The organism is Enterococcus sp. DIV1089c (assembly GCF_050530965.1).
GTDB lineage: Bacteria > Bacillota > Bacilli > Lactobacillales > Enterococcaceae > Enterococcus_B > Enterococcus_B hirae.
The window spans coordinates 2,488,900-2,507,500 of record NZ_CP172888.1; the positions used below are offsets into that span (position 1 = coordinate 2,488,900).

The 18,601-nt window shown below is 40.0% G+C and carries 13 protein-coding genes, 5 tRNA genes and 1 riboswitch; of the genes, 1 reads left to right on the forward strand and 17 read right to left on the reverse strand.

All coding sequences use genetic code 11. The features are described from left to right. Nucleotides 1-129: 129 nt before the first annotated feature. The 8 genes from IGL30_RS11700 to IGL30_RS11735 all read right to left on the reverse strand — a co-directional run bounded on the left by IGL30_RS11700 (nt 130) and on the right by IGL30_RS11735 (nt 12,367). Nucleotides 130-954, reverse strand: coding sequence for a class C sortase (locus IGL30_RS11700; protein ID WP_088774981.1), 825 nt, complete (start codon nt 952-954; stop codon nt 130-132). Between the two features lie 26 nt (nt 955-980). Continuing rightward, complete coding sequence (locus IGL30_RS11705; protein WP_123874940.1) at nt 981-2,495, reverse strand: SpaH/EbpB family LPXTG-anchored major pilin; 1,515 nt, start codon at nt 2,493-2,495, stop codon at nt 981-983. Next, nucleotides 2,488-3,780: a pilin N-terminal domain-containing protein gene (locus IGL30_RS11710; protein ID WP_240210923.1), complete on the reverse strand. Its 1,293-nt coding sequence runs from the start codon at nt 3,778-3,780 to the stop codon at nt 2,488-2,490. Before IGL30_RS11710 ends, IGL30_RS11705 begins: the two co-directional genes overlap by 8 nt. 51 nt (nt 3,781-3,831) lie before the next feature. Further along, complete coding sequence (locus tag IGL30_RS11715; protein ID WP_260221943.1) at nt 3,832-5,820, reverse strand: prealbumin-like fold domain-containing protein; 1,989 nt, start codon at nt 5,818-5,820, stop codon at nt 3,832-3,834. Between the two features lie 159 nt (nt 5,821-5,979). Further along, nucleotides 5,980-7,509: a hypothetical protein gene (locus IGL30_RS11720; protein WP_375371699.1), complete on the reverse strand. Its 1,530-nt coding sequence runs from the start codon at nt 7,507-7,509 to the stop codon at nt 5,980-5,982. A 102-nt stretch (nt 7,510-7,611) separates the two neighbouring features. Beyond that, on the reverse strand, nt 7,612-8,652 hold the full coding sequence (locus IGL30_RS11725; RefSeq protein WP_244661490.1) for a collagen binding domain-containing protein: 1,041 nt from the start codon (nt 8,650-8,652) through the stop codon (nt 7,612-7,614). Between the two features lie 230 nt (nt 8,653-8,882). Beyond that, a complete protein-coding gene (locus IGL30_RS11730; RefSeq protein ID WP_081128884.1) occupies nt 8,883-10,652 on the reverse strand; it encodes an ABC transporter ATP-binding protein in 1,770 nt (589 codons plus the stop codon). 2 nt (nt 10,653-10,654) lie between these two features. Next, nucleotides 10,655-12,367: an ABC transporter ATP-binding protein gene (locus IGL30_RS11735; protein WP_088774983.1), complete on the reverse strand. Its 1,713-nt coding sequence runs from the start codon at nt 12,365-12,367 to the stop codon at nt 10,655-10,657. Between the two features lie 117 nt (nt 12,368-12,484). On the opposite strand from IGL30_RS11735, the gene IGL30_RS11740 reads away from it, so the two are divergent. Next, a complete protein-coding gene (locus tag IGL30_RS11740) occupies nt 12,485-13,141 on the forward strand; it encodes a TetR family transcriptional regulator (RefSeq protein WP_088745552.1) in 657 nt (218 codons plus the stop codon). A gap of 153 nt (nt 13,142-13,294) precedes the next feature. Here the strand turns inward: IGL30_RS11740 and IGL30_RS11745 are convergent, their stop codons facing one another. The 9 genes from IGL30_RS11745 to IGL30_RS11785 form a co-directional block, all read right to left on the reverse strand. After that, complete coding sequence (locus IGL30_RS11745) at nt 13,295-13,840, reverse strand: acyl-CoA thioesterase (RefSeq protein WP_010736958.1); 546 nt, start codon at nt 13,838-13,840, stop codon at nt 13,295-13,297. 130 nt (nt 13,841-13,970) lie between these two features. Next, nucleotides 13,971-14,759: an alpha/beta hydrolase gene (locus IGL30_RS11750; protein WP_088745553.1), complete on the reverse strand. Its 789-nt coding sequence runs from the start codon at nt 14,757-14,759 to the stop codon at nt 13,971-13,973. 154 nt (nt 14,760-14,913) lie between these two features. Then, on the reverse strand, nt 14,914-16,389 hold the full coding sequence (locus IGL30_RS11755; protein WP_081128890.1) for an MDR family MFS transporter: 1,476 nt from the start codon (nt 16,387-16,389) through the stop codon (nt 14,914-14,916). Between the two features lie 167 nt (nt 16,390-16,556). Then, nucleotides 16,557-17,750, reverse strand: coding sequence for a methionine adenosyltransferase (metK, locus tag IGL30_RS11760; RefSeq protein ID WP_034868017.1), 1,194 nt, complete (start codon nt 17,748-17,750; stop codon nt 16,557-16,559). Next, nucleotides 17,748-17,826: riboswitch (SMK box riboswitch) on the reverse strand. It overlaps the preceding gene by 3 nt. A gap of 343 nt (nt 17,827-18,169) precedes the next feature. After that, nucleotides 18,170-18,241 (reverse strand) — tRNA-Glu (locus IGL30_RS11765). A 12-nt stretch (nt 18,242-18,253) separates the two neighbouring features. Continuing rightward, a tRNA-Ile gene (locus tag IGL30_RS11770) sits at nt 18,254-18,327 on the reverse strand. Between the two features lie 15 nt (nt 18,328-18,342). Beyond that, nucleotides 18,343-18,413, reverse strand: a tRNA-Gly gene (locus tag IGL30_RS11775). Between the two features lie 4 nt (nt 18,414-18,417). Then, nucleotides 18,418-18,490: transfer RNA gene (locus tag IGL30_RS11780), tRNA-Phe, on the reverse strand. A 3-nt stretch (nt 18,491-18,493) separates the two neighbouring features. After that, a tRNA-Asp gene (locus IGL30_RS11785) sits at nt 18,494-18,567 on the reverse strand. Between the last annotated feature and the right edge of the window lie 34 nt (nt 18,568-18,601).

Genomic DNA, 18,601 nt, shown 5'->3' on the forward strand with positions numbered 1-18,601 from the left:
TTTTGGACAGTTTTGTTATTTGACGAATATAAAAAAGCCCATAACTAGAAAGTTTTCACTAAGCTTTCTATGGTTATGGGCTTTTTCTCATTGTTGGTTCTCTCAAGTAATCCAACATGTCTTTTTCTATTATATTGGCTTTTCACGTATGACTCGCAGAATGAACAGGGATAGACTTCCTACAAAGAGCAATAAAATGAGTAAGATCATGAGATTGAGCCACCATTGTCTTTGTTCTGCATTCGCTTCTTTTTGGGCTAGTTCTTCTGTATAAGGCACTCGATGTCCTCTGACTAATAATCGATGGGAATTGATCATATACGGTGTACAGGTGACTAAAGTCACGAGATCTTCCTCTGGATAAATTTTTAGAGAGCTAACGTCGTCAGGGGTCACAATAGTGATGTCATTCACTTCATAGGCCAACTTTTCTTCTGCATAGGTGATAATGAAAATATCCTCCAACTCCAGTTGATCGAGATCCGTAAAAAGTTTTCTTTCAGGAATCCCACTATGGGCAGAGATCACACTATGATTATTTTTGCCGCCAGTAGGATAGGACGTTTCTTCCAAAACACCAGCACCATATTGGAGGATCGTTGGGCTTGCATGGTCAAACAGCGGAACACTGATCCTAATCTTAGGAATTTGAATCGAACCAATCAAGTGATTTGCTAAATAATTAGCGAGGTCCGCTTCTTTCCGTCCAGTGTAGGTTGGGAGCGTGACCGCTCCCATACCTCTTTCTGCTAGTTCTTGATTATACTTTTTGGCTCTTTCTCGTGCCTGTTGCTGTTCTGCTTTCGTTTTTTGAGACTCATTGATACGATAATGATCAACGAGTTGGTTGAAGGCATTGACATAAAAAGGATAACTCGCAATTAATCCACCTGTTAAAAAAAGGAGATACATCACGATCCGAAGCCACTTTTTTGGTCGCTGTTTTTGGGACATTATATATTCCCTCCTTCAAAACCTGTTTACATGTGCTCTTTTTTCGTTTGTCGATAAACGACGTAGGCTGCTAAGAGAATCAGTCCCCCGATCAGCAGGAAAATATAGATGCCCATACCACCGGTTTCCGGTAAAAGCCCTTGAGGTTGGTTTTCGATCGTAACTAAAGGTGTCTCTGAAGCAGTTGAATCAATTTCAAAAGTGGTATAAGGATCTAAAATGACGTAACCACTTGGAGCCGTCACCTCTTCCAACGTGTAGGTTCCCGCTTTAAAGCCCCGAATATCAAAATAGCCATCTGGTCCTGAGGTTATTTCTGTCCCGACATCATCCCAACCAATCAAGACATTCTCTTCATTCAGACGTGCGTACAATACTTGACCATCAGAATCTTTAAAAATCCGAAAGACCGCCCCACTTAATGGATTACCATCATGACTATTGATCTTTCTAAATTGATGCTCATTCGTCTTGACTTTTGGTCCATCTAAGATCGTAGGATCCGAGCCAAAATCGATTGTGGCGGTATTATCAGATAGTTGAGTGATTGCATCACCCGTGAGCGACATGTCATAAGAAATCGTGAGCGTTTTTCCTTGTAATAATTCAACCACTTCCTCATTGTCAATGTGGAAAGTAATCGTAAACCCAACATTCGGAGTAGCTGTATCAATCGTAAAATAACTACTAGGTACCGCTACACCATCAATCAATACTTCGATTGAATCAGGGGTCGTTAGTCGCAATCCATTAGTTGGTGTATCCGTGATTTCGAAAAATGCTTTGTTACCTAAGTCACGGGGAACAGCAAACGTCAACAGATAATTTAAGATGTCATCTGTTCCAACATCATAGTAGGTTACTTGATTCCCATCTTGAGTGATTGTTACTTCATTAAACCGACCGCTATCTACTAAAGTTTTCGAATGTTCTTTCAAAATATTTTTAGGATAGAGGTGGATCTCTGTTAGTTCTCCATCACCAGCATAGACTGGCAAAGCCAAAAGTAGTGGGTATGCCATTTCATATATATTCGCTGGTGATTCTTCTTCGACAAAGAGATAAACAGCATCTCTACCTTGGGCATCTTTTCGAGGTAATTGGTCAAAGACCGCAATCCCCTGTCTGTTTGGATCGGTCTCGCCACTTGCTGTTGCTGTCACTTGAGTCTGCAAAGGGCCACTGGCATAATCAGGGGCTCTTTTATATAAAGCCGCATCAGACTGGATTCTTTCCAAGGCTTCTCGTGCTGTTTTCCCATCCTCTCTGATAGAACGAAAATATTGTTCTGTGACATCATAGACAGAAAATGTCACGCCGTCTAACGGATCGCCGCCAAAGTTTTCCATTAGTTCACCAGTATTTTGTTGATACGCTTCTTTCGGGATCTCATCCTGCCAAACACGTTTATGAAGCGTGACATTCACATGCTCTGGGGCTGCTGCTACTGGAAGACTCATTCCTAAAATACTGAATGCCGAAAACAACAACGTAGCAAGCATCACGAATATCCTGAATTTATTCTTTTTACTTTCAGTCATCTTCTTCCCTCCTAGTTTTGTTCATGTACTTCCTTAACAAGTAAGCCAGTAATAATAACGCAATGCCTAAAATAGCTAGCGCTTGTCTCATTTCTGCAGTACGTGGTAACAGACGATTGAATAGCTGTTCCGTCCCTGTCGCTGTTCCTCCTTGTTCACTCCCATCATCTGTTGGCAGATCATCGTCCTTTTGAGACTCTCCTGCTCGTGAAATATTATAGATTCTAGGTCCTTTCTCTACCGATTCGTCCTGTTCATCAGAAAAAGGTTCCGACATTTTTTGTTCATTAAGTGTCATGAATAAAAACTCACCTGATTCATTTTTCCAAGTATTTGGGATAAATAATGGAATCTGCCGATTTTCTTCACTGATCTCATACCCCAGAAGAGTTTGCAATTCTTCAAAATAGTATTCACCACCGATCAAAAAATGGTCTGCTATCTTGACACGCCCTGCAGCATCAGAGATGAAGGTTGCGATTGCTTCATCATTTAAGGGATCATCACTTTGTTTCCATACATCCCCTAACGCCTCCTGATTTTGCGCTAAATAGATTTTTTCCCCAGCTTCGTTATAACGAAACAGGGAAAAAATCACACCTTCGAGAGGTTCGGTCTGCTCAGTGTCTTCTTCTTTGCCATATTTGTAAAAATACGGTTGTCGAAAATACCCAGCATTTTTAGGATAAAGATGAATCTGAGTCAGCTCTACTTCATTTAATGGGTCCATTAGAGGCAAGCCAATCATTATCGGTGCAGCATTTGTCACATTGAAATAACTAGTTTGCTGGGAATGATCCTCAACGATCAGATAAATTCCATAGTGACCGTTGTGCTTTCTGGGAACATCGACCACACCCACTCCTTCGCCAAATTCAGCATGAGTCTGCGTTAGGACAGGACTACCTGTCACTTCTTCTAATTGCTGCTCTGCAATAAATTGTTCGATCTGGATCGGGTTCATCTGTCCCAAGCGTTTAGCTAAAGCTTGCGCATCTTCTTGTGATTGAAGATAATAATCCGTCAAATGATAGACATGAAACGTGGCGCCATTATAAGGAACACTCAGACCTAGGCCATTTAAGTTAGCCAATTCATTTTCTGTCAATTGTCTGCCATTTGATGGAGAGGTTTGTGGATCTGTGATCGACTCATCTACAAGGACTCTCTTGTGTAAGATGAACGTCACAGTCTCAGGATCAGTAGCATAGCCTCTATATGGGAAGAATCCGGTTACTAACAGCAGACCTAGCAGCAGCCATTGAAACATTCTTTTTTTGTGCATATCCTCTACTCCTTTCTCATTTGCTGAAATGCCATCAGACCGTCCTAATTACTATTTGCTATTTCGCTTACTTCTCAAGCGATAGAACAACCAACCTAGTAATAAAACAATGGTAGTGAGGGCTGCAATTAGAAAGAAGCGAAGTCCAGGTCCACCTGTTATTGGCAATAAGCCAGACGTTTCCGTATTCATGATTGGTACGACTTCCATTTCGTCCAAGTTTTGGACAGCTTCATGTGGTTGTAACAAAATGTAATCTGTATCAGCTAGCCTAAATCGTTCAGAAAGGTCACTACCTTCGTGATCCGTGATACTTATTTCTCTAATGTAATAATGATAAGCTTGACCATCTGGAGTAAATTTCTCTAAGCGGTTACTGATCCATTTCAACCCTTCACCTGTATCTCCTGGCGTTAAGAGAATCGTTTGGATTTTCTGCTTTTCCCCTTCTTCGACACTTCTAAATAATTCAAAGGTAATGTAGTTAATGCTCGAGTAATCTAAATCGCTGAATTCAAATTGTTTCTCAAATCCCACATAGACACGTTCAGGGGTACTTTCAGGTGTCGTGCTATTTTTCAGGATGATTTGCCAATTCTGATTAGCATCTTTCACGATCTTATTGAGATTATCAACTTGATCGCCCTCTTCCCCACTACTTAAATCAAAATATGGTTGCAGGTTTTTTCCTGTTTTGGTATTGATGATGCTGGTTTCTTTTACGATATATCGATAATCCTCACCTAAATCGGCTAACTCTTCGACCAGCACTTTAAACTCATTCTCCTGATTCAAAGTGAAAGTCATGGGTGTGAATGAAGCATCCAAGCGCCACTCATCGCTTTGTTCATGCCGTTGTTCCCTTAATAAATTGACCGTAATTTCATAATCTTCTTTGATCTCCTCTGGTACTGCCGCATTAGGCGTGGTAAAATCCCAATTTTTTTCGATCATGAAAGGCTTTGGTCGGTTTTCAACAGTCAACTTGAACTGTCCATTGTCTAATTGGATTGTTGCTCGTTCTTGTGTCACTGGAATCCCTTGTTCATCGGTGAAAAAAATTTCCTCTTCTCTACTAGTCGTTCCTGATGCTTGTACCTTGAAATAAATGGGCTCTGGTAGTACAGCAAACGGACCAGCTGGTGGAGTAATCTCTGTCAGACGATAGATTCCGTTCGTCAATCCATAAGCCTCTTCTTCATGAACACCACCGATCTGAGTAGGATTATCTACCGTAAATGTCCCTAATACTCTTTCAGGAAATTGTTCTTGGAAAAAATCTTTAGATTTTTTCTCTAAACGGAATTCTGAACCTGTAAGGTCATTTCCTTCGTGATCGGCTTTATAGAATTCCACGATTCGGTGGATTCCTGAAGCATAACCTTCGCCCGTCGTGATGTCCGTAATGGATTCTTCCGTCACTTTTTGTTTTCCATTCAAGAAAACACCTGCACGATTATTGACAGAATCAGCGGTTGTTTGGGCAGTATATTCTACGATCAATGTTTTATCTGTCACTTCTGACTGACCGGTATTATCACCTACAACTAATTGGAAATGAGCGGTTTTTTGCGATAAATTGATCAAACCGTCCGCAGCTAACTGGTCAAAGGCGGTTTCTGCCTTCACACCTGGCTCACTTAAAGCTCTTCCTGTTTGCTGACTGATCCAATGAGCTTCACTTGTGTCATTTTCTGGATTTGCTTGCCATTCAAAGATTTGATAAGCACCTCGCCCATCTACGCCAATGTACTCTGGCAAATATGGGACTAAGAGTTGTTGTGGTGCCAACAGTAGAAAATCTTGTTCATCGATTAAACGGCGTATTTTTTCAAATTGCTGAGTCTGGGGATTGTATTTTCCTTCAAAAACGTTGATTCGATATTTTCCAGTATCGGGATCTAGCAGAAGCGTCGTTTCTTCTTCATGATCCATGAGATCAAAGAGATACAAATTCTGGTATTTGGCGCCACCTGGGTTCACGATCACGCGGTAGGTGATATGTTCGTCGTCGTCTGCTACTTCACCCGTCTTGATCACTAAACTTTCTGTCGGTATCGTGACTTGCGTTTCTACTTCTGTCTTGCGCCCACCAGGACTTGTCAGTGTCGCTATATTTTTATAAGAACCTGCTAGTAATGGATTATCAGCTAGTTCTTGAGTGGCAACATAATCGGCAATGAAGAAGATAACGATTGGTCAATGACTCTCTTTTAAGAGAACGATCCGCATCAATTGTGTTTGCGGATCATATTCTAGGCGATAATCCGTACCTTCCACTAGTCGTTCATTCCCTGCATAATCTCCTGCCGCTATTTTCCAGCGGTGTTGATTCGTATCAGGATCAATCGGACCAGCTAGGTTGGCGGTCCCCTGAAAGACGTGAACAGAGTCTGGCTTAAACTCCCAACCAGCAAGGGTCGAAAAATCATCTTCAATGACGGTTCCTGCTGGTAATGGACCACTGGAAGGATTGAATTCTAGACGAAACAGTGTTTGGTAGCGATCAACGATTCCAGTGTAGACCGGTTGTCGGCTCTCATTTGAAAAACTTTCATCTGTCCAATATTCAAACGTTCCGATATTTCCAGCATCAGCTTGTTCTGCATCTTCAGCGATTGCTTCTTCATACTTTTGTCCTGGCTGTAGGAATAACCCTTTTTTATGTCCATCGTTTATGAGGCTATAGTGCCAATTGCCAAATGTTCCATAACCAACTGAATCTTGAGAATACTGAACGTCTCCTTGTCGCCAAGTTGCTTTGGCGTAGTTGAAGAACGTAATGTCTGGATGGATATATGTTCCACCTAACCAAGGATAGATCCCTTGGACTACTGGATCGCTGGAATAGTAATTACTTCTATTGAACTGAGAAGGGTCTTCATCCCAGATTTTTAAATAACCTCTACTAGATAACTGATGCTCTTTCGTTGAAAAATGAATCTTAATGGTTTGATCCGTTGTTTCATAATCTCCAATCAAGCGGATCGTAAACTCTGTTTGATAAGCACTATTCGCTTGATGTAAATAACTCCCATCCGGCAACATCAATCGTTCGCCTGGTTCAGAAAGATTATGCAAAACCAACTCAAAATCAACACCCTTTTCTAATGTGTTGACTACGTCATCTGTGATGATTAATGTCGATTCTAGTAATGAGCGAGCATAATAGATCCATTTAAAAGGACGAACATTATTCTCATAGTAGCCGTGATAGTTATTAGGATCGAACAATCGCACGAGATCCTCTTCAAAGATGATGGAAGAATCACGGATTTCTACTTGTTCAACTAATTTGTTTTCCTGATTGAACAAAATCTCCCAATGTTGGATCTGCTGAGTCTGGTCACCCCCAACTCCACGTTTTACGATCCCTGGCATGCTTGGTTTAGGAATGATTCCGCCAGCGCTACCTTCACCAAAACTTCCTTGGATCGCATGGTTGGAAAACTGGATCGTATCCGCTGAAACCTGTCCATCCGTCGTTTGTATCCTCGTTTGGTAGGTGATTCGGTAGGTGCCATTCGCATCCCCTGGTGGTGTGAGCGTCATCTCTGTGTTTTCTGCATTGAAAACGACTGTAAAGCCTTCCGCATTCGTTCCGGTGATCTGCAGTGAATTTTGTTCAAAGGTATGGCTCGCAGCATTTGCTGGAATGACGGATAATCGATCGACGATAGGGTCTTTTTCACCATCGACGTAATAATACGTGTCGATTTGCCAAGTCACGAGTACATAGTCATACGCTTCGCGATTCCCCGTTGGTTGACCAGGCTCATCTGTCGCCCGATAAAAATCAATTTTGTCTGATCCATTTGGATTTTTAGCTATTCATTTTGAAAAATTTTGTTTTACGATATCAAATTCGACGTCATTCGTTTCTGTCCGACCCAACTCATCACTTTCGACAATGAGTTGATTATGAACAGTTGGTTGGCTCAGATCTTTGACTCTGATACGGATGATTAATCGATAAGCCGTTCGTTTAGGTGCTTCATTATTTCTGATCGTCCAAGTTATTTGATTGTCTTGTTGCGCTTGACTATAATCACTTGCTAATAAAGGATGGAACTGTTCATCTTCAACTTCTTTCTTTTGGATACTAACTGACACAAATTCCTGGTTATCACCAAAGAAATCTGTGATTTTCACATTTGTCAACGCCCGATGTTCTTCGTTGATCAACGCTTCCCATTCAACAATTCCAGTATCCCGATTAAAACTAATCCCCTGTTTTTCAACGATCTCTTCCCCTTTAACAATGATTGGCACTTCAACTACACCATATTCTCCCAAATCCACGATCAATTCTTCGGTAATATTATCAAAACTCGTATCAATAGAAAACGAGCCCTGAATCTCACTAAAATTATAAATACGGGTATTAAATTGGATCGCTATACTACGATCCTCATTTACATAAAACGTACCAAAAGAAAATCGTCCAGTTTCATCCATCAATTCACCCGATAAACCACCTGCTGGAATCAATAACGTGTCAGGAATATTTTCAATGATCGTATAGCGTTCATTAGCCATTAGATCGCCACTAGGATAAATATCGTCATCGACCAACCACCAATTGATTTGAAGGCGGACATTCGTATCGCTTGGAACGCCTGTTTCGGGCAAATCACTCGTATACGTGCCGTCTTTTTCAGGATCGATCTTCAATTGGACGCCGTTATCATTGTTCCCGTAAGCCTCACCTAATTGAAAACCTGTTGGTTGTCCAGTTACCTGGAAATGACCATTTGAGGAAGCATGGACTAGCGGCCCCATCAAAAAGAGCGGGTTGGACAAAAGAACCAAAATCGTCAAGAGCATCATCAATTGTAAGCACACCTGCCTTATTTTTACCTTCATACCCATTACCTGCCTTTTTATAGTTTTTAAGGAGCGCCTTATTTAACATGAAATATAACAGGTTTCTTGAAACAGCTTACTTCAACTTTTTCAGACAAGTCTGAAAAATAACGATTCTTATCTCACAATAGCTAAAGTCAAAGAGATCTCTATATGCAAAAAAAGACTACTTAGAAAAGAGCCATTCCCTCTTCTAAGTAGTCTATTAGTTAGCTTATTTGTTCATCAAAAACAGATTATTCAAAGACAAACTGATTATGATAAAGTTCAGCATAGAAGCCATCTTCTGCCAACAACTGATGATGATTTCCTTCTTCGATTACTTTTCCATCACGTAAAACAACAATACGATCCGCATTTAAAATCGTTTTTAACCGGTGGGCAATCACAAAGCTGGTACGTCCTTTGATTGCTTCGTCCATGGCTTTTTGGATTTTAGCTTCTGTTACTGTGTCCACGTTACTTGTTGCTTCATCTAAAATCAACAATGAAGGATTCGTAATGATCGTTCTGGCAATACTGATCAATTGTTTCTGGCCGGTACTGAACAAGTTGTTTTCTTCAGATACTTCTGTTTCATACCCTTTTTCTAGATTCATGATAAAGTCATGAATATTCGCCTGCTTAGCGGCATTGATCACTTCTTCATCTGTCGCATCAGGTTTCCCAAAGACAATATTGTCGCGAATAGTACCCGAGAATAGGACGGATTCTTGTAAAACGATTCCTACATGTTTTCGTAAAGCATCTAAATCATACTCACGGATGTCTGTCCCATCAATCGTTACTGCACCACTATTTACATCATAAAAACGATTCAATAGATTCATGATCGTTGTTTTACCTGAGCCAGTCGGTCCAACTAACGCGACCATTTCACCTTTATTTACATCAATAGATACATCATTTAACACTAATTTATCAGGGTTATAACCAAAATCAACATGTTCCAAAGATAAGCCTTTATCGATCCCATCAAAAGATTGACCATTCGCTGGTTTCACTTCATCTTTTTCAGCAAACATCTCATTCAGTCTACGTGCCCCTGTGATCGCTAATTGGATCATGCTATAACCAGATGAAATTTGCATCAATGGTTGATAATATTGTTGGGAATACTGAACGAATGTGACTACCAATCCTAAAGCAACCGAGCGTTCCAAATCCCCATTCAGTGCTAACCATCCACCAAAGAAAATGACGATTGCGGTATTCACTAAAGACATCCCTTGCATCATTGGGAAAAGCAATCCTGAATAAGCTTGTCCTTTAAACGTTGCTTTACGAACAGTCTCATTGTGTTCTAAGAAACCATCAATTGTCTCTTCCTGTAATCCATTAGTGATGATGACACGTTGACCACTGATTTTTTCATCCATATAGCCGTTCAATTTCCCAACTTCGTCTTGTTGTAAATCAACGTATTTTCTTGCCTTTTGGATAATCAAAACAGCAATCAAAACTGCCACTGGTGTAGAAGCAATTGTTGCCCAAGCTAACTCAACATTTTGGCGGAACATCATAATCAATATCCCAAAAAGTAAAACGATATTGGTGATTACTTGGAGCAAAGCTTGGTTCAAACTATTTTGGATATTATCTAAATCACTCGTAAATCGACTAAGAATTTCCCCATCTTGATGAGAATCAAAGAAGCGGATCGTCAATTTTTCTAGTTTATTGAATAAACCAATACGCATCCGATTCGTCGATTTACCCACCACTTGCGTAAATAAGATACTGTAAATGAAGTTTGCGGCACTCGCTAAAACATAAAACATTAATAGTTTCCAAATAATGGAAACGAAGCGACTCTTATCATCGACTCCTTGCATCAAAGCCCCAACATAGTTGGCTAGTTCTTGAAAGGCTTCTCCGATATATTGTGGTGCCTTCACTTGAAGATAAGTGGCAATGATGACTGTAACAAAAATAAAGAAAAAGGAGACCTTATACCGTTTTAAATAGTGATAGAAAAACTTACTGGCTTTTATTAAATCAGTCATGGCTACTCCTCCGTTCCTTTTTGTGTTTCGAAAATTTCTTGGTACACCCGATTGGTTGCTACTAGTTCTTCGTGTGTTCCTTCACCCACTAATCTGCCTTCATCTAATACAAGAATCCGGTCTGCTTTGACAACAGAAGCGATTTTTTGAGCGATCACAATCGTAGTAGTGCCTTTTAATTCTTTTGCTAATGCTTCACGAACCAACTTTTCAGAACGCGCATCTAATGCACTGGTACTATCATCTAAGATCAAAATCTTAGGATCACCAATGACACCTCGGGTAATGGATAACCGCTGTTTCTGTCCACCTGAAAAGTTACTACTACGTTCTTCCACAGGAGCCTCATAGCGATCGGCTAATTTTTCGATAAATTCTTGTGCTTGAGCAATCGCAGAAGCATGTTCCATCTCTTTTTCAGAAGCATCTTTTTTCCCTTGACGCAAGTTTTGCGCAATCGTTCCAGAGAAAAGGATCGCTTTTTGTAAAACAAAGGATACAGTGTGACGTAAGCTTTTTTCATTGACTTGTCTTAAATCTACGCCGCCTACTTCCACTTTTCCTTCTGTTGGGTCAAACAATCGTGGAATCAACTGAGCGAGTGTCGATTTACCAGCTCCTGTTGCACCAACAATCCCCACCATTTCCCCTGGTTGGATCGAAAAACTGATGTCTTTCAATGTGTCTGCATCATCGCCAGGATAACGGAAAGAAACATGATCAAAAGTGACTGATCCAGTTAAATCCTGTTCTGGCACATCTTGGTATGTTAAATCTGGTTCTGTGTCTAAAATCTCTTTGATCCGTTTCAATGAAACTGCAGCTCTTGATGTCATCATCATCATCATTCCACCAATAATGATTGCCATCATGATCTGCATCAAATAGTTCATGAAAGAAGCCAGACCACCGATTAAGGTTGGATCATCTTTTGCTAGATCACTAACAAAAAAGATTGCGCCAACTACTGCTAAATTAGCAGCCAACATAAAGGATGGAATCATCACAGAAAACAAGGTTCCCACAATGATGTTGTGTTTCGTTAGATCTTCGCTGACTTTACTAAACTCTTTCAATTGATTGTCTTCTTGGACAAAAGATTTGACTACACGGATCCCCATAAGATTTTCTTTGGCAATACTATTGACTTTATCAATCAGTTTTTGGATGATCATAAAATGTTTACCCATTCTGGTAAATGATAAAGCTGTAATCAAGAAAACTGCTACGATCAATGCGACAATGATCCACCATAATTGCGGCATCGTCATCATTGCTAAAACAAAAGCCCCGATAAAAAGAAATGGAATTCTAAAGAGCGATTGTAAAGAAATCATGACTAGGTTTTGAATTTGTGTAATATCATTTGTTAGTCGAACTACCAGATTTCCAGCAGAGAATTTTTCGATATTTCCAAATGAAAAAGTCTGGATTTTACTAAATGCTTCTTCCCGAATATCAGCACTGATCCCTTGTGCCACTTTCGCTGAAAAAATCGTATTTGAAACTCCAGCTGCCAGTCCTAATAAAGCTAAACTGATCAAGTATACACCGATCGTTTTCATCTTGTCGTTATCTTCTGTAATAATAGCTTCTAATACTTGTTGTAAAAGCTTCGGTTGCCATAATGCGGCACTTACCATAATCGCTACAGAAAACAATGAAATAAATACAGCAACTTTGTATTTTTTTGCATGTCTTAAAATTAAGCCCATTGGTTGTTACACCCCTTTTTATTAAAATTGACAGGTCTTATTTAACACTGTAAAATAAGGCCGACTAACAATTTACCATGTTTAAAAAAATATTGCAATACAAGAGGTTGATTAAATTTGGAACCAAAGCTTTCCCAAGAAATGATTATCAAATCTGCTTTTGCGATTCTGGCAGAAACGCAAGAACTATCAAAACTATCTATGCGAAACCTTGCTCAAAAAGTTCAAGTAAAAGCCCCTGCGCTTTACTGGTATTTCAAAAATAAGCAAGACTTGCTCCAAAAAATGGCTGAATTCATGGAAAATGAACTAATCATTCCCGAGCCTCGTTTACCTTGGCAGGAACGCCTTATTCAATTCATGGAAAACTACTACGACCTTTACACCCACTTTCCTTGTGGTGCAGAGCTAGAAATCAATACCGTTCCTTCTTATGCGAGTCGTTTGGAACACTTAGAAATGATGATCCAGATTCTTATCCAAGCGGGCTTTTCGATTGACCGTAGTCGTCAAGCAGTGTTTGCTCTTCATAACTTGTTGATTGGTCAACTGATGGATCAACAGCATGAACAGAATCTTCGGCACAAAATCATGACCGGTAATCACTTACTCAAAGATGCTATTCTTTCTATGAAAAGTTATGTCGAAGAAAATGCACTAGTTGGACTAAAGGCTAGTATCACCGCTCACCAGCACCAAGAAAATGAAAAACAACTCTTTCTTGATAGTGTGACGATCTATCTTCAAGGGTTGGCTGTACAAAAAGAATCGTAAACAAAAAAAGACATGAAGGCAAGTTCGCGAACTTGCCTTCATGATTTTTTGTTTACTGTTTGAGTTGACTACGTGAATAAAACTTCCTATTCCACAAGTAATAGTCAGTTTAGCTACTAGTTTAGCCATTTCACTTATCCTAGATGAAGCAGTCTAATCATCTATTCCTTCATTTTTTAACCAAGGAAGGTCTGTTGATAATTGAGCAGCAAAAGCTCGGTAGTCTTCTCGTTCTTGTAAGCGCTGTTTGCGACGTTTTTCGTATCCTGCGCACACTAGTTTTTCTTCTGCCGTGTCAGGTATGACTTTAGGTACTGTAAATTCCGTTTCTTCATTCATATGAGACGGAACAGCGACAAATGTTGTAAAACAAGTTGCGGCTAAGTAACGCTCCCCAGTTGTCAGATTTTCTCCAATAATTTTAACGAATACTTCCATCGATTTATGATGAGTACCACTTACATAAGATTCTACACACACAGAATGGTTTTCATGCAATGGCTTCAAAAAATTCAAGCTGTCTAAAGAAGCAGTAACTGCACCTCTACGACAATGTCTTGTCACAGAGATCGACGCAGCATCATCAATCATCGTCATCAATTTTCCACCAAATAAAAACCCAAAAGGATTAAGATCGAATGGAAAAATCCGATGTGTTTGAATGACTATCGATTCTTTACAATGCTTTATCTCTTCCAAAAAAACACCTCTTTCAAATTATTACCTGATGATTCGTCCTATAAAAAAGCTAAGGCCAAGACAATGTCTCAGCCCTAGCGATCCTCCTAAAAATAGCCTCAAAAGCTAAGAATAACCAAGGATTCTTTATCTAGTTCTCTTCAAATAACCAATCCAAAGCACGTTGAATCCACTGATCCCAAAATACCCAGTTATGTTCACCAGGACCATGTTCGAAGGTCACGCCAATTCCATTTGCTTTCAATGAATCGGTCATTTCTTGATTTGCTTGATAAAGAAAATCTGATTCTCCACATGCCAAGTAGATACGAGGTGCTGTTTTGTCACTCTTTACTAATTCTTCTAATAAATACTGAGGATCATTAACTGAACCTTTGATCTGATCTAACGGTCCAAATACGCCCTCCCAGAATTTTGCCTTTCGAATCATCAATAAATCATCCATCCGATTGCCTACTGAAATGGCTCCTGATAAAGAAATGATTGCAGCAAAATTTTCTGGTTTTGCTAGTCCAAGTTTCAAAGCACCATAGCCACCCATTGATAATCCAGCAGCATAAGTCTTTTCTCTTTTTGTCGTTAATTGTGGAAACAGTTCATGACAGATTTCGGGAAGCTCTTCTGAAATAAACGTCCAGTATTTCATATCATATGCCGTATCGGTATACCAACCTAGATCAGTAGAAGGCATAATGACCGCTAATCCATGGTCTGCGACATATCTTTCAATCGACGTCCGACGCTCCCAGACACTATGATTTCCTCCCATTCCGTGCAGAAGGTATAAGACAGGAACATCTGTTGTCGCTTGTTGTGAACTCGTACCGATCACTTTATTTGTTGTTTGTGGAAGGATTACATTCAGGTTTACTTCCATCTCTAAAACATTTGAATAAATATTTGCTTGAATAAATGCCACGTTGAAACATCCTCTCTAAGGTGTGAAAAATAGTGTTTTTGACCTGACCAATAATGACAAATTTTGATAAAACAACTATTCTAACACCGGTTATCGTTGTGAAATAATTGGTCAAACGACCTCACAAAGTAACATTTAGTACTACTTTCTTGTACTAATACTCTCTTATTCTATCACTTTTTTCACGAACGACAAATGTCAATGCAAAAGCAATCACTACTAGTAACAGCCCCACAAAATAGACTTGATGCAATCCTTCATATAAAATCTTCCGTAAAGGCGTGATCAACTCTGACGCAATGTTTTTAGCTGTTTGTGGGTTGACTAGCTTATTCATGATATCTGCATCATTCGTCAAATTAGTCGCATTCAGCTCCCGTTGTGTTACTCCATTGATCAATAAGCCAAAGACTGCCACCATCACAGTTTGTCCAATCGTCCGCACCAATGTATTGAACGAGGTAGCTACCCCTAGTTGATCTCGAGACACACTATTTTGGGCACTAACAGTTGAGGTAGTCATGGTGATTCCTAGTCCTACACCAATGACCGTTGAAATAGCAAAGAACCATAAAAAATTACTTTCAAATGGCATTAACCAGAGCCAGGCACCGCCTAGAGAGGCAATCAATAGACCAATTCGCAATACCCAATTCGTTGCCATTTGAGTCATCCACTTACTTGCTAAGAAAGAACCAACCATCCAAACAAGTGAAAGCGGTGCTAAGACCAATCCCCCTACTGCAGCATTTAGCCCTAATACCCCTTGCATCCACATTGGGATATACACATCGATGCCCATTAAGAACCCACTGGCTAAAGCTGCTGCTAGATTCACGACCACAAATAGTGGATTAGCAAAAAGATGCAACATGATCACAGGGTCTTTTGCTCTTTTTTCGGCTGCAATAAATAAAAATAATAGAAGAAGACTTCCGATCAAAAGCCCGATCACTACTGGAGTAAATCCTTGATCCCCTAACAATTGAAATCCAAGAAGTAAAGCAACCAACATCGCCATCAAACTAAAACTACCGAATAGATCCATCGGTTTCGACTCATGTTCTCTCTGTGGCTCGTTCAAATAAAGCCAGATCAAAACCATCAATAAAAGCCCGATCGGTACATTAATAAAAAAGATCCAATGCCAACTGATCGTTTCTACAATAAAACCTCCAGCTAATGGTCCAAAAACACTAGCAATTCCCCAAGCCGAACTGTTCAAACCTAAAACTTTTGCTCTTTTTTCAATCGTATATAAATCGCCAATGATCGTTAACGCCACTGGCATCATTGCTCCAGCGCCCATTCCTTGAACAGCACGAGCAGCAATCAACCCCATCATGGTTTGAGAAAGTCCACAAAATAAAGAACCAATAATAAATAATAGCGTTCCAAAGATAAAAATAGGTTTTCTCCCCACTTTATCTGCAAGTTTGCCATAGATCGGTGTCAGCATCGCATTCGTTAGTAAATAAATCGAAAATACCCAATTCATGATCTCCATACCGTGAAGAGAGCCGACGATCGTAGGCATCGCAGTGGTCACGATCGTTCCTTCAATTGCTGTCATGAAAGTTGCAATAAACACACTGATCGTTACTAATTTGACGTTTGTTTCTCTTTTCATCTTATTCCTCCTTTTTTATTGTTGCCAAATAAATTTTAGCCAAAAAAAATAGGCTTTATCATTTATCAAAAACACGAATCAAAAACGACCATGGATTTCTCTTCAGTCGTTAGGATAAAAAAAACTGGAATGATCCCATAAAGAGAACCATTCCAGCCATCAAAAAGCTATTTTGCTAAGCTTGCTTTAATTGCATCAACTTTATCTGTTTTTTCCCATGGCAATTCGATATCCGTACGACCAAAATGACCATAAGCAGCTGTTTGACGATAAATTGGACGACGTAAATCAAGCATTTCAATAATACCTGCAGGTCGTAGATCAAAGTTTTCTCTCACAGCGGCAATCAAGTCTTCTTCTGGAACAGTTGACGTACCAAAAGTATTGATTGAAATAGATACAGGTTGTGCAACACCGATCGCATAGGCTAACTGAACTTCAGCTTTTCTTGCCAAACCAGCTGCTACAATGTTTTTCGCAATGTAACGAGCGGCATAACTTGCTGAACGGTCAACCTTAGTAGCATCTTTCCCAGAAAATGCTCCACCACCATGACGAGCATAGCCGCCATATGTGTCAACGATGATTTTTCTTCCCGTCAACCCAGCATCTCCTTGAGGTCCCCCAATAACAAAGCGACCAGTAGGATTGATGTAGTATTTTGTGTTGTCATCAAGTAATTCAGCTGGAATAACTTCTTTTATTACTTTTTCAATGACGTCATGACGAATTGTTTCATTGTCCACTGCATCATCATGTTGTGTTGAAATAACGATGGTATCCACTCGTTCTGGCTGACCATTGTCATCATATTCAACTGTTACTTGTGATTTTGCATCTGGACGTAGATAAGTTAATTCATTAGATTTACGTAAATCAGCTAAACGACGAACTAGACGATGGCTTAATGCAATTGGTAAAGGCATTAATTCAGGTGTTTCATCGACTGCAAAACCAAACATCAATCCTTGGTCTCCAGCACCGATCTCATCCAATACATCTCTCTTCGCTTCGTCACGAATCTCAAGTGCTTCATCAACACCTTGAGCGATATCTGGTGATTGTTCATCAATTGCAGCTAATACAGCTACTGTATCCCCATCAAAGCCAAATTTTGCTCGTGTGTAGCCAATCTCTTTGATCGTTTGACGTACCACTTTTTGAATATCCACGTAGGCAGTGGTTGAGATTTCTCCAAATACCAATACAAGACCAGTGGTAACAGATGTTTCACAAGCCACACGTGCATTTGGATCCTTTGCTAAAATTGCATCCAAGATCGCATCACTGATTTGATCAGCAACTTTATCTGGATGTCCTTCAGAAACAGATTCTGAGGTAAATAAATGTCTTTCTCCCATAGTGATTCCCCCTAGTTAAATTCGGTTACAAGGCATCTCCGCCGATGACGGATCCTCTCGGGAACTTGCAACGAACCAAGTATAGCAGATATTTGAAATTTACGCTTGTTTTTTTAACGTAATTACTTAAAAATTTGAATAGTTCACTGATAATGCTGTTTATTTCCTTTATCCCAGGTAATCATTTCGCTTCACTATGCTACATGTTTAAAGAATAGCAAATAAAAAAGGTTCAAAGTCTAGGAGCATAAGTATACAACAAATCCTTTGCAGCAGAACCAAATTTTTTTCATTCTATTTCTGATCACCTATAGAATCAAATAAAAAGACCTAAAACAATCATCGCCTACGATAACTATCTTAAGTCTTTTGAAATCATTCTTACAAATAAAAAAAGATACTTTAGAAAGTATCTTTAATGACCCGTACGGGATTCGAACCCGTGTTACCGCCGTGAAAGGGCGGTGTCTTAACCGCTTGACCAACGGGCCAGGTGAAACTAATGGGCCTAAATGGACTCGAACCATCGACCTCACGCTTATCAGGCGTGCGCTCTAACCAGCTGAGCTATAGGCCCATAAAAAAAACTAAAAGCGGGTGACGAGAATCGAACTCGCGACAACAGCTTGGAAGGCTGTGGTTTTACCACTAAACTACACCCGCATTATGGCGCGGGACAGAATCGAACTGCCGACACATGGAGCTTCAATCCATTGCTCTACCAACTGAGCTACCGAGCCAAACGGTCTGGACGGGACTCGAACCCGCGACCTCCTGCGTGACAGGCAGGCATTCTAACCAGCTGAACTACCAGACCATATTTAGTTTCTTATTTGGTGACTTTGAAAAAT

What these genes read in the sequence shown, in the direction of transcription:
- IGL30_RS11735 (WP_088774983.1), bottom strand. Translation starts at nt 12,367, where the DNA reads ATGGGCTTAATTTTAAGACATGCAAAAAAATACAAAGTTGCTGTATTT.
- IGL30_RS11730 (WP_081128884.1), bottom strand. Translation starts at nt 10,652, where the DNA reads ATGACTGATTTAATAAAAGCCAGTAAGTTTTTCTATCACTATTTAAAA.
- metK (WP_034868017.1), bottom strand. Translation starts at nt 17,750, where the DNA reads ATGGGAGAAAGACATTTATTTACCTCAGAATCTGTTTCTGAAGGACAT.
- IGL30_RS11710 (WP_240210923.1), bottom strand. Translation starts at nt 3,780, where the DNA reads ATGCACAAAAAAAGAATGTTTCAATGGCTGCTGCTAGGTCTGCTGTTA.
- IGL30_RS11725 (WP_244661490.1), bottom strand. Translation starts at nt 8,652, where the DNA reads ATGGGTATGAAGGTAAAAATAAGGCAGGTGTGCTTACAATTGATGATG.
- IGL30_RS11755 (WP_081128890.1), bottom strand. Translation starts at nt 16,389, where the DNA reads ATGAAAAGAGAAACAAACGTCAAATTAGTAACGATCAGTGTGTTTATT.
- IGL30_RS11705 (WP_123874940.1), bottom strand. Translation starts at nt 2,495, where the DNA reads ATGACTGAAAGTAAAAAGAATAAATTCAGGATATTCGTGATGCTTGCT.
- IGL30_RS11700 (WP_088774981.1), bottom strand. Translation starts at nt 954, where the DNA reads ATGTCCCAAAAACAGCGACCAAAAAAGTGGCTTCGGATCGTGATGTAT.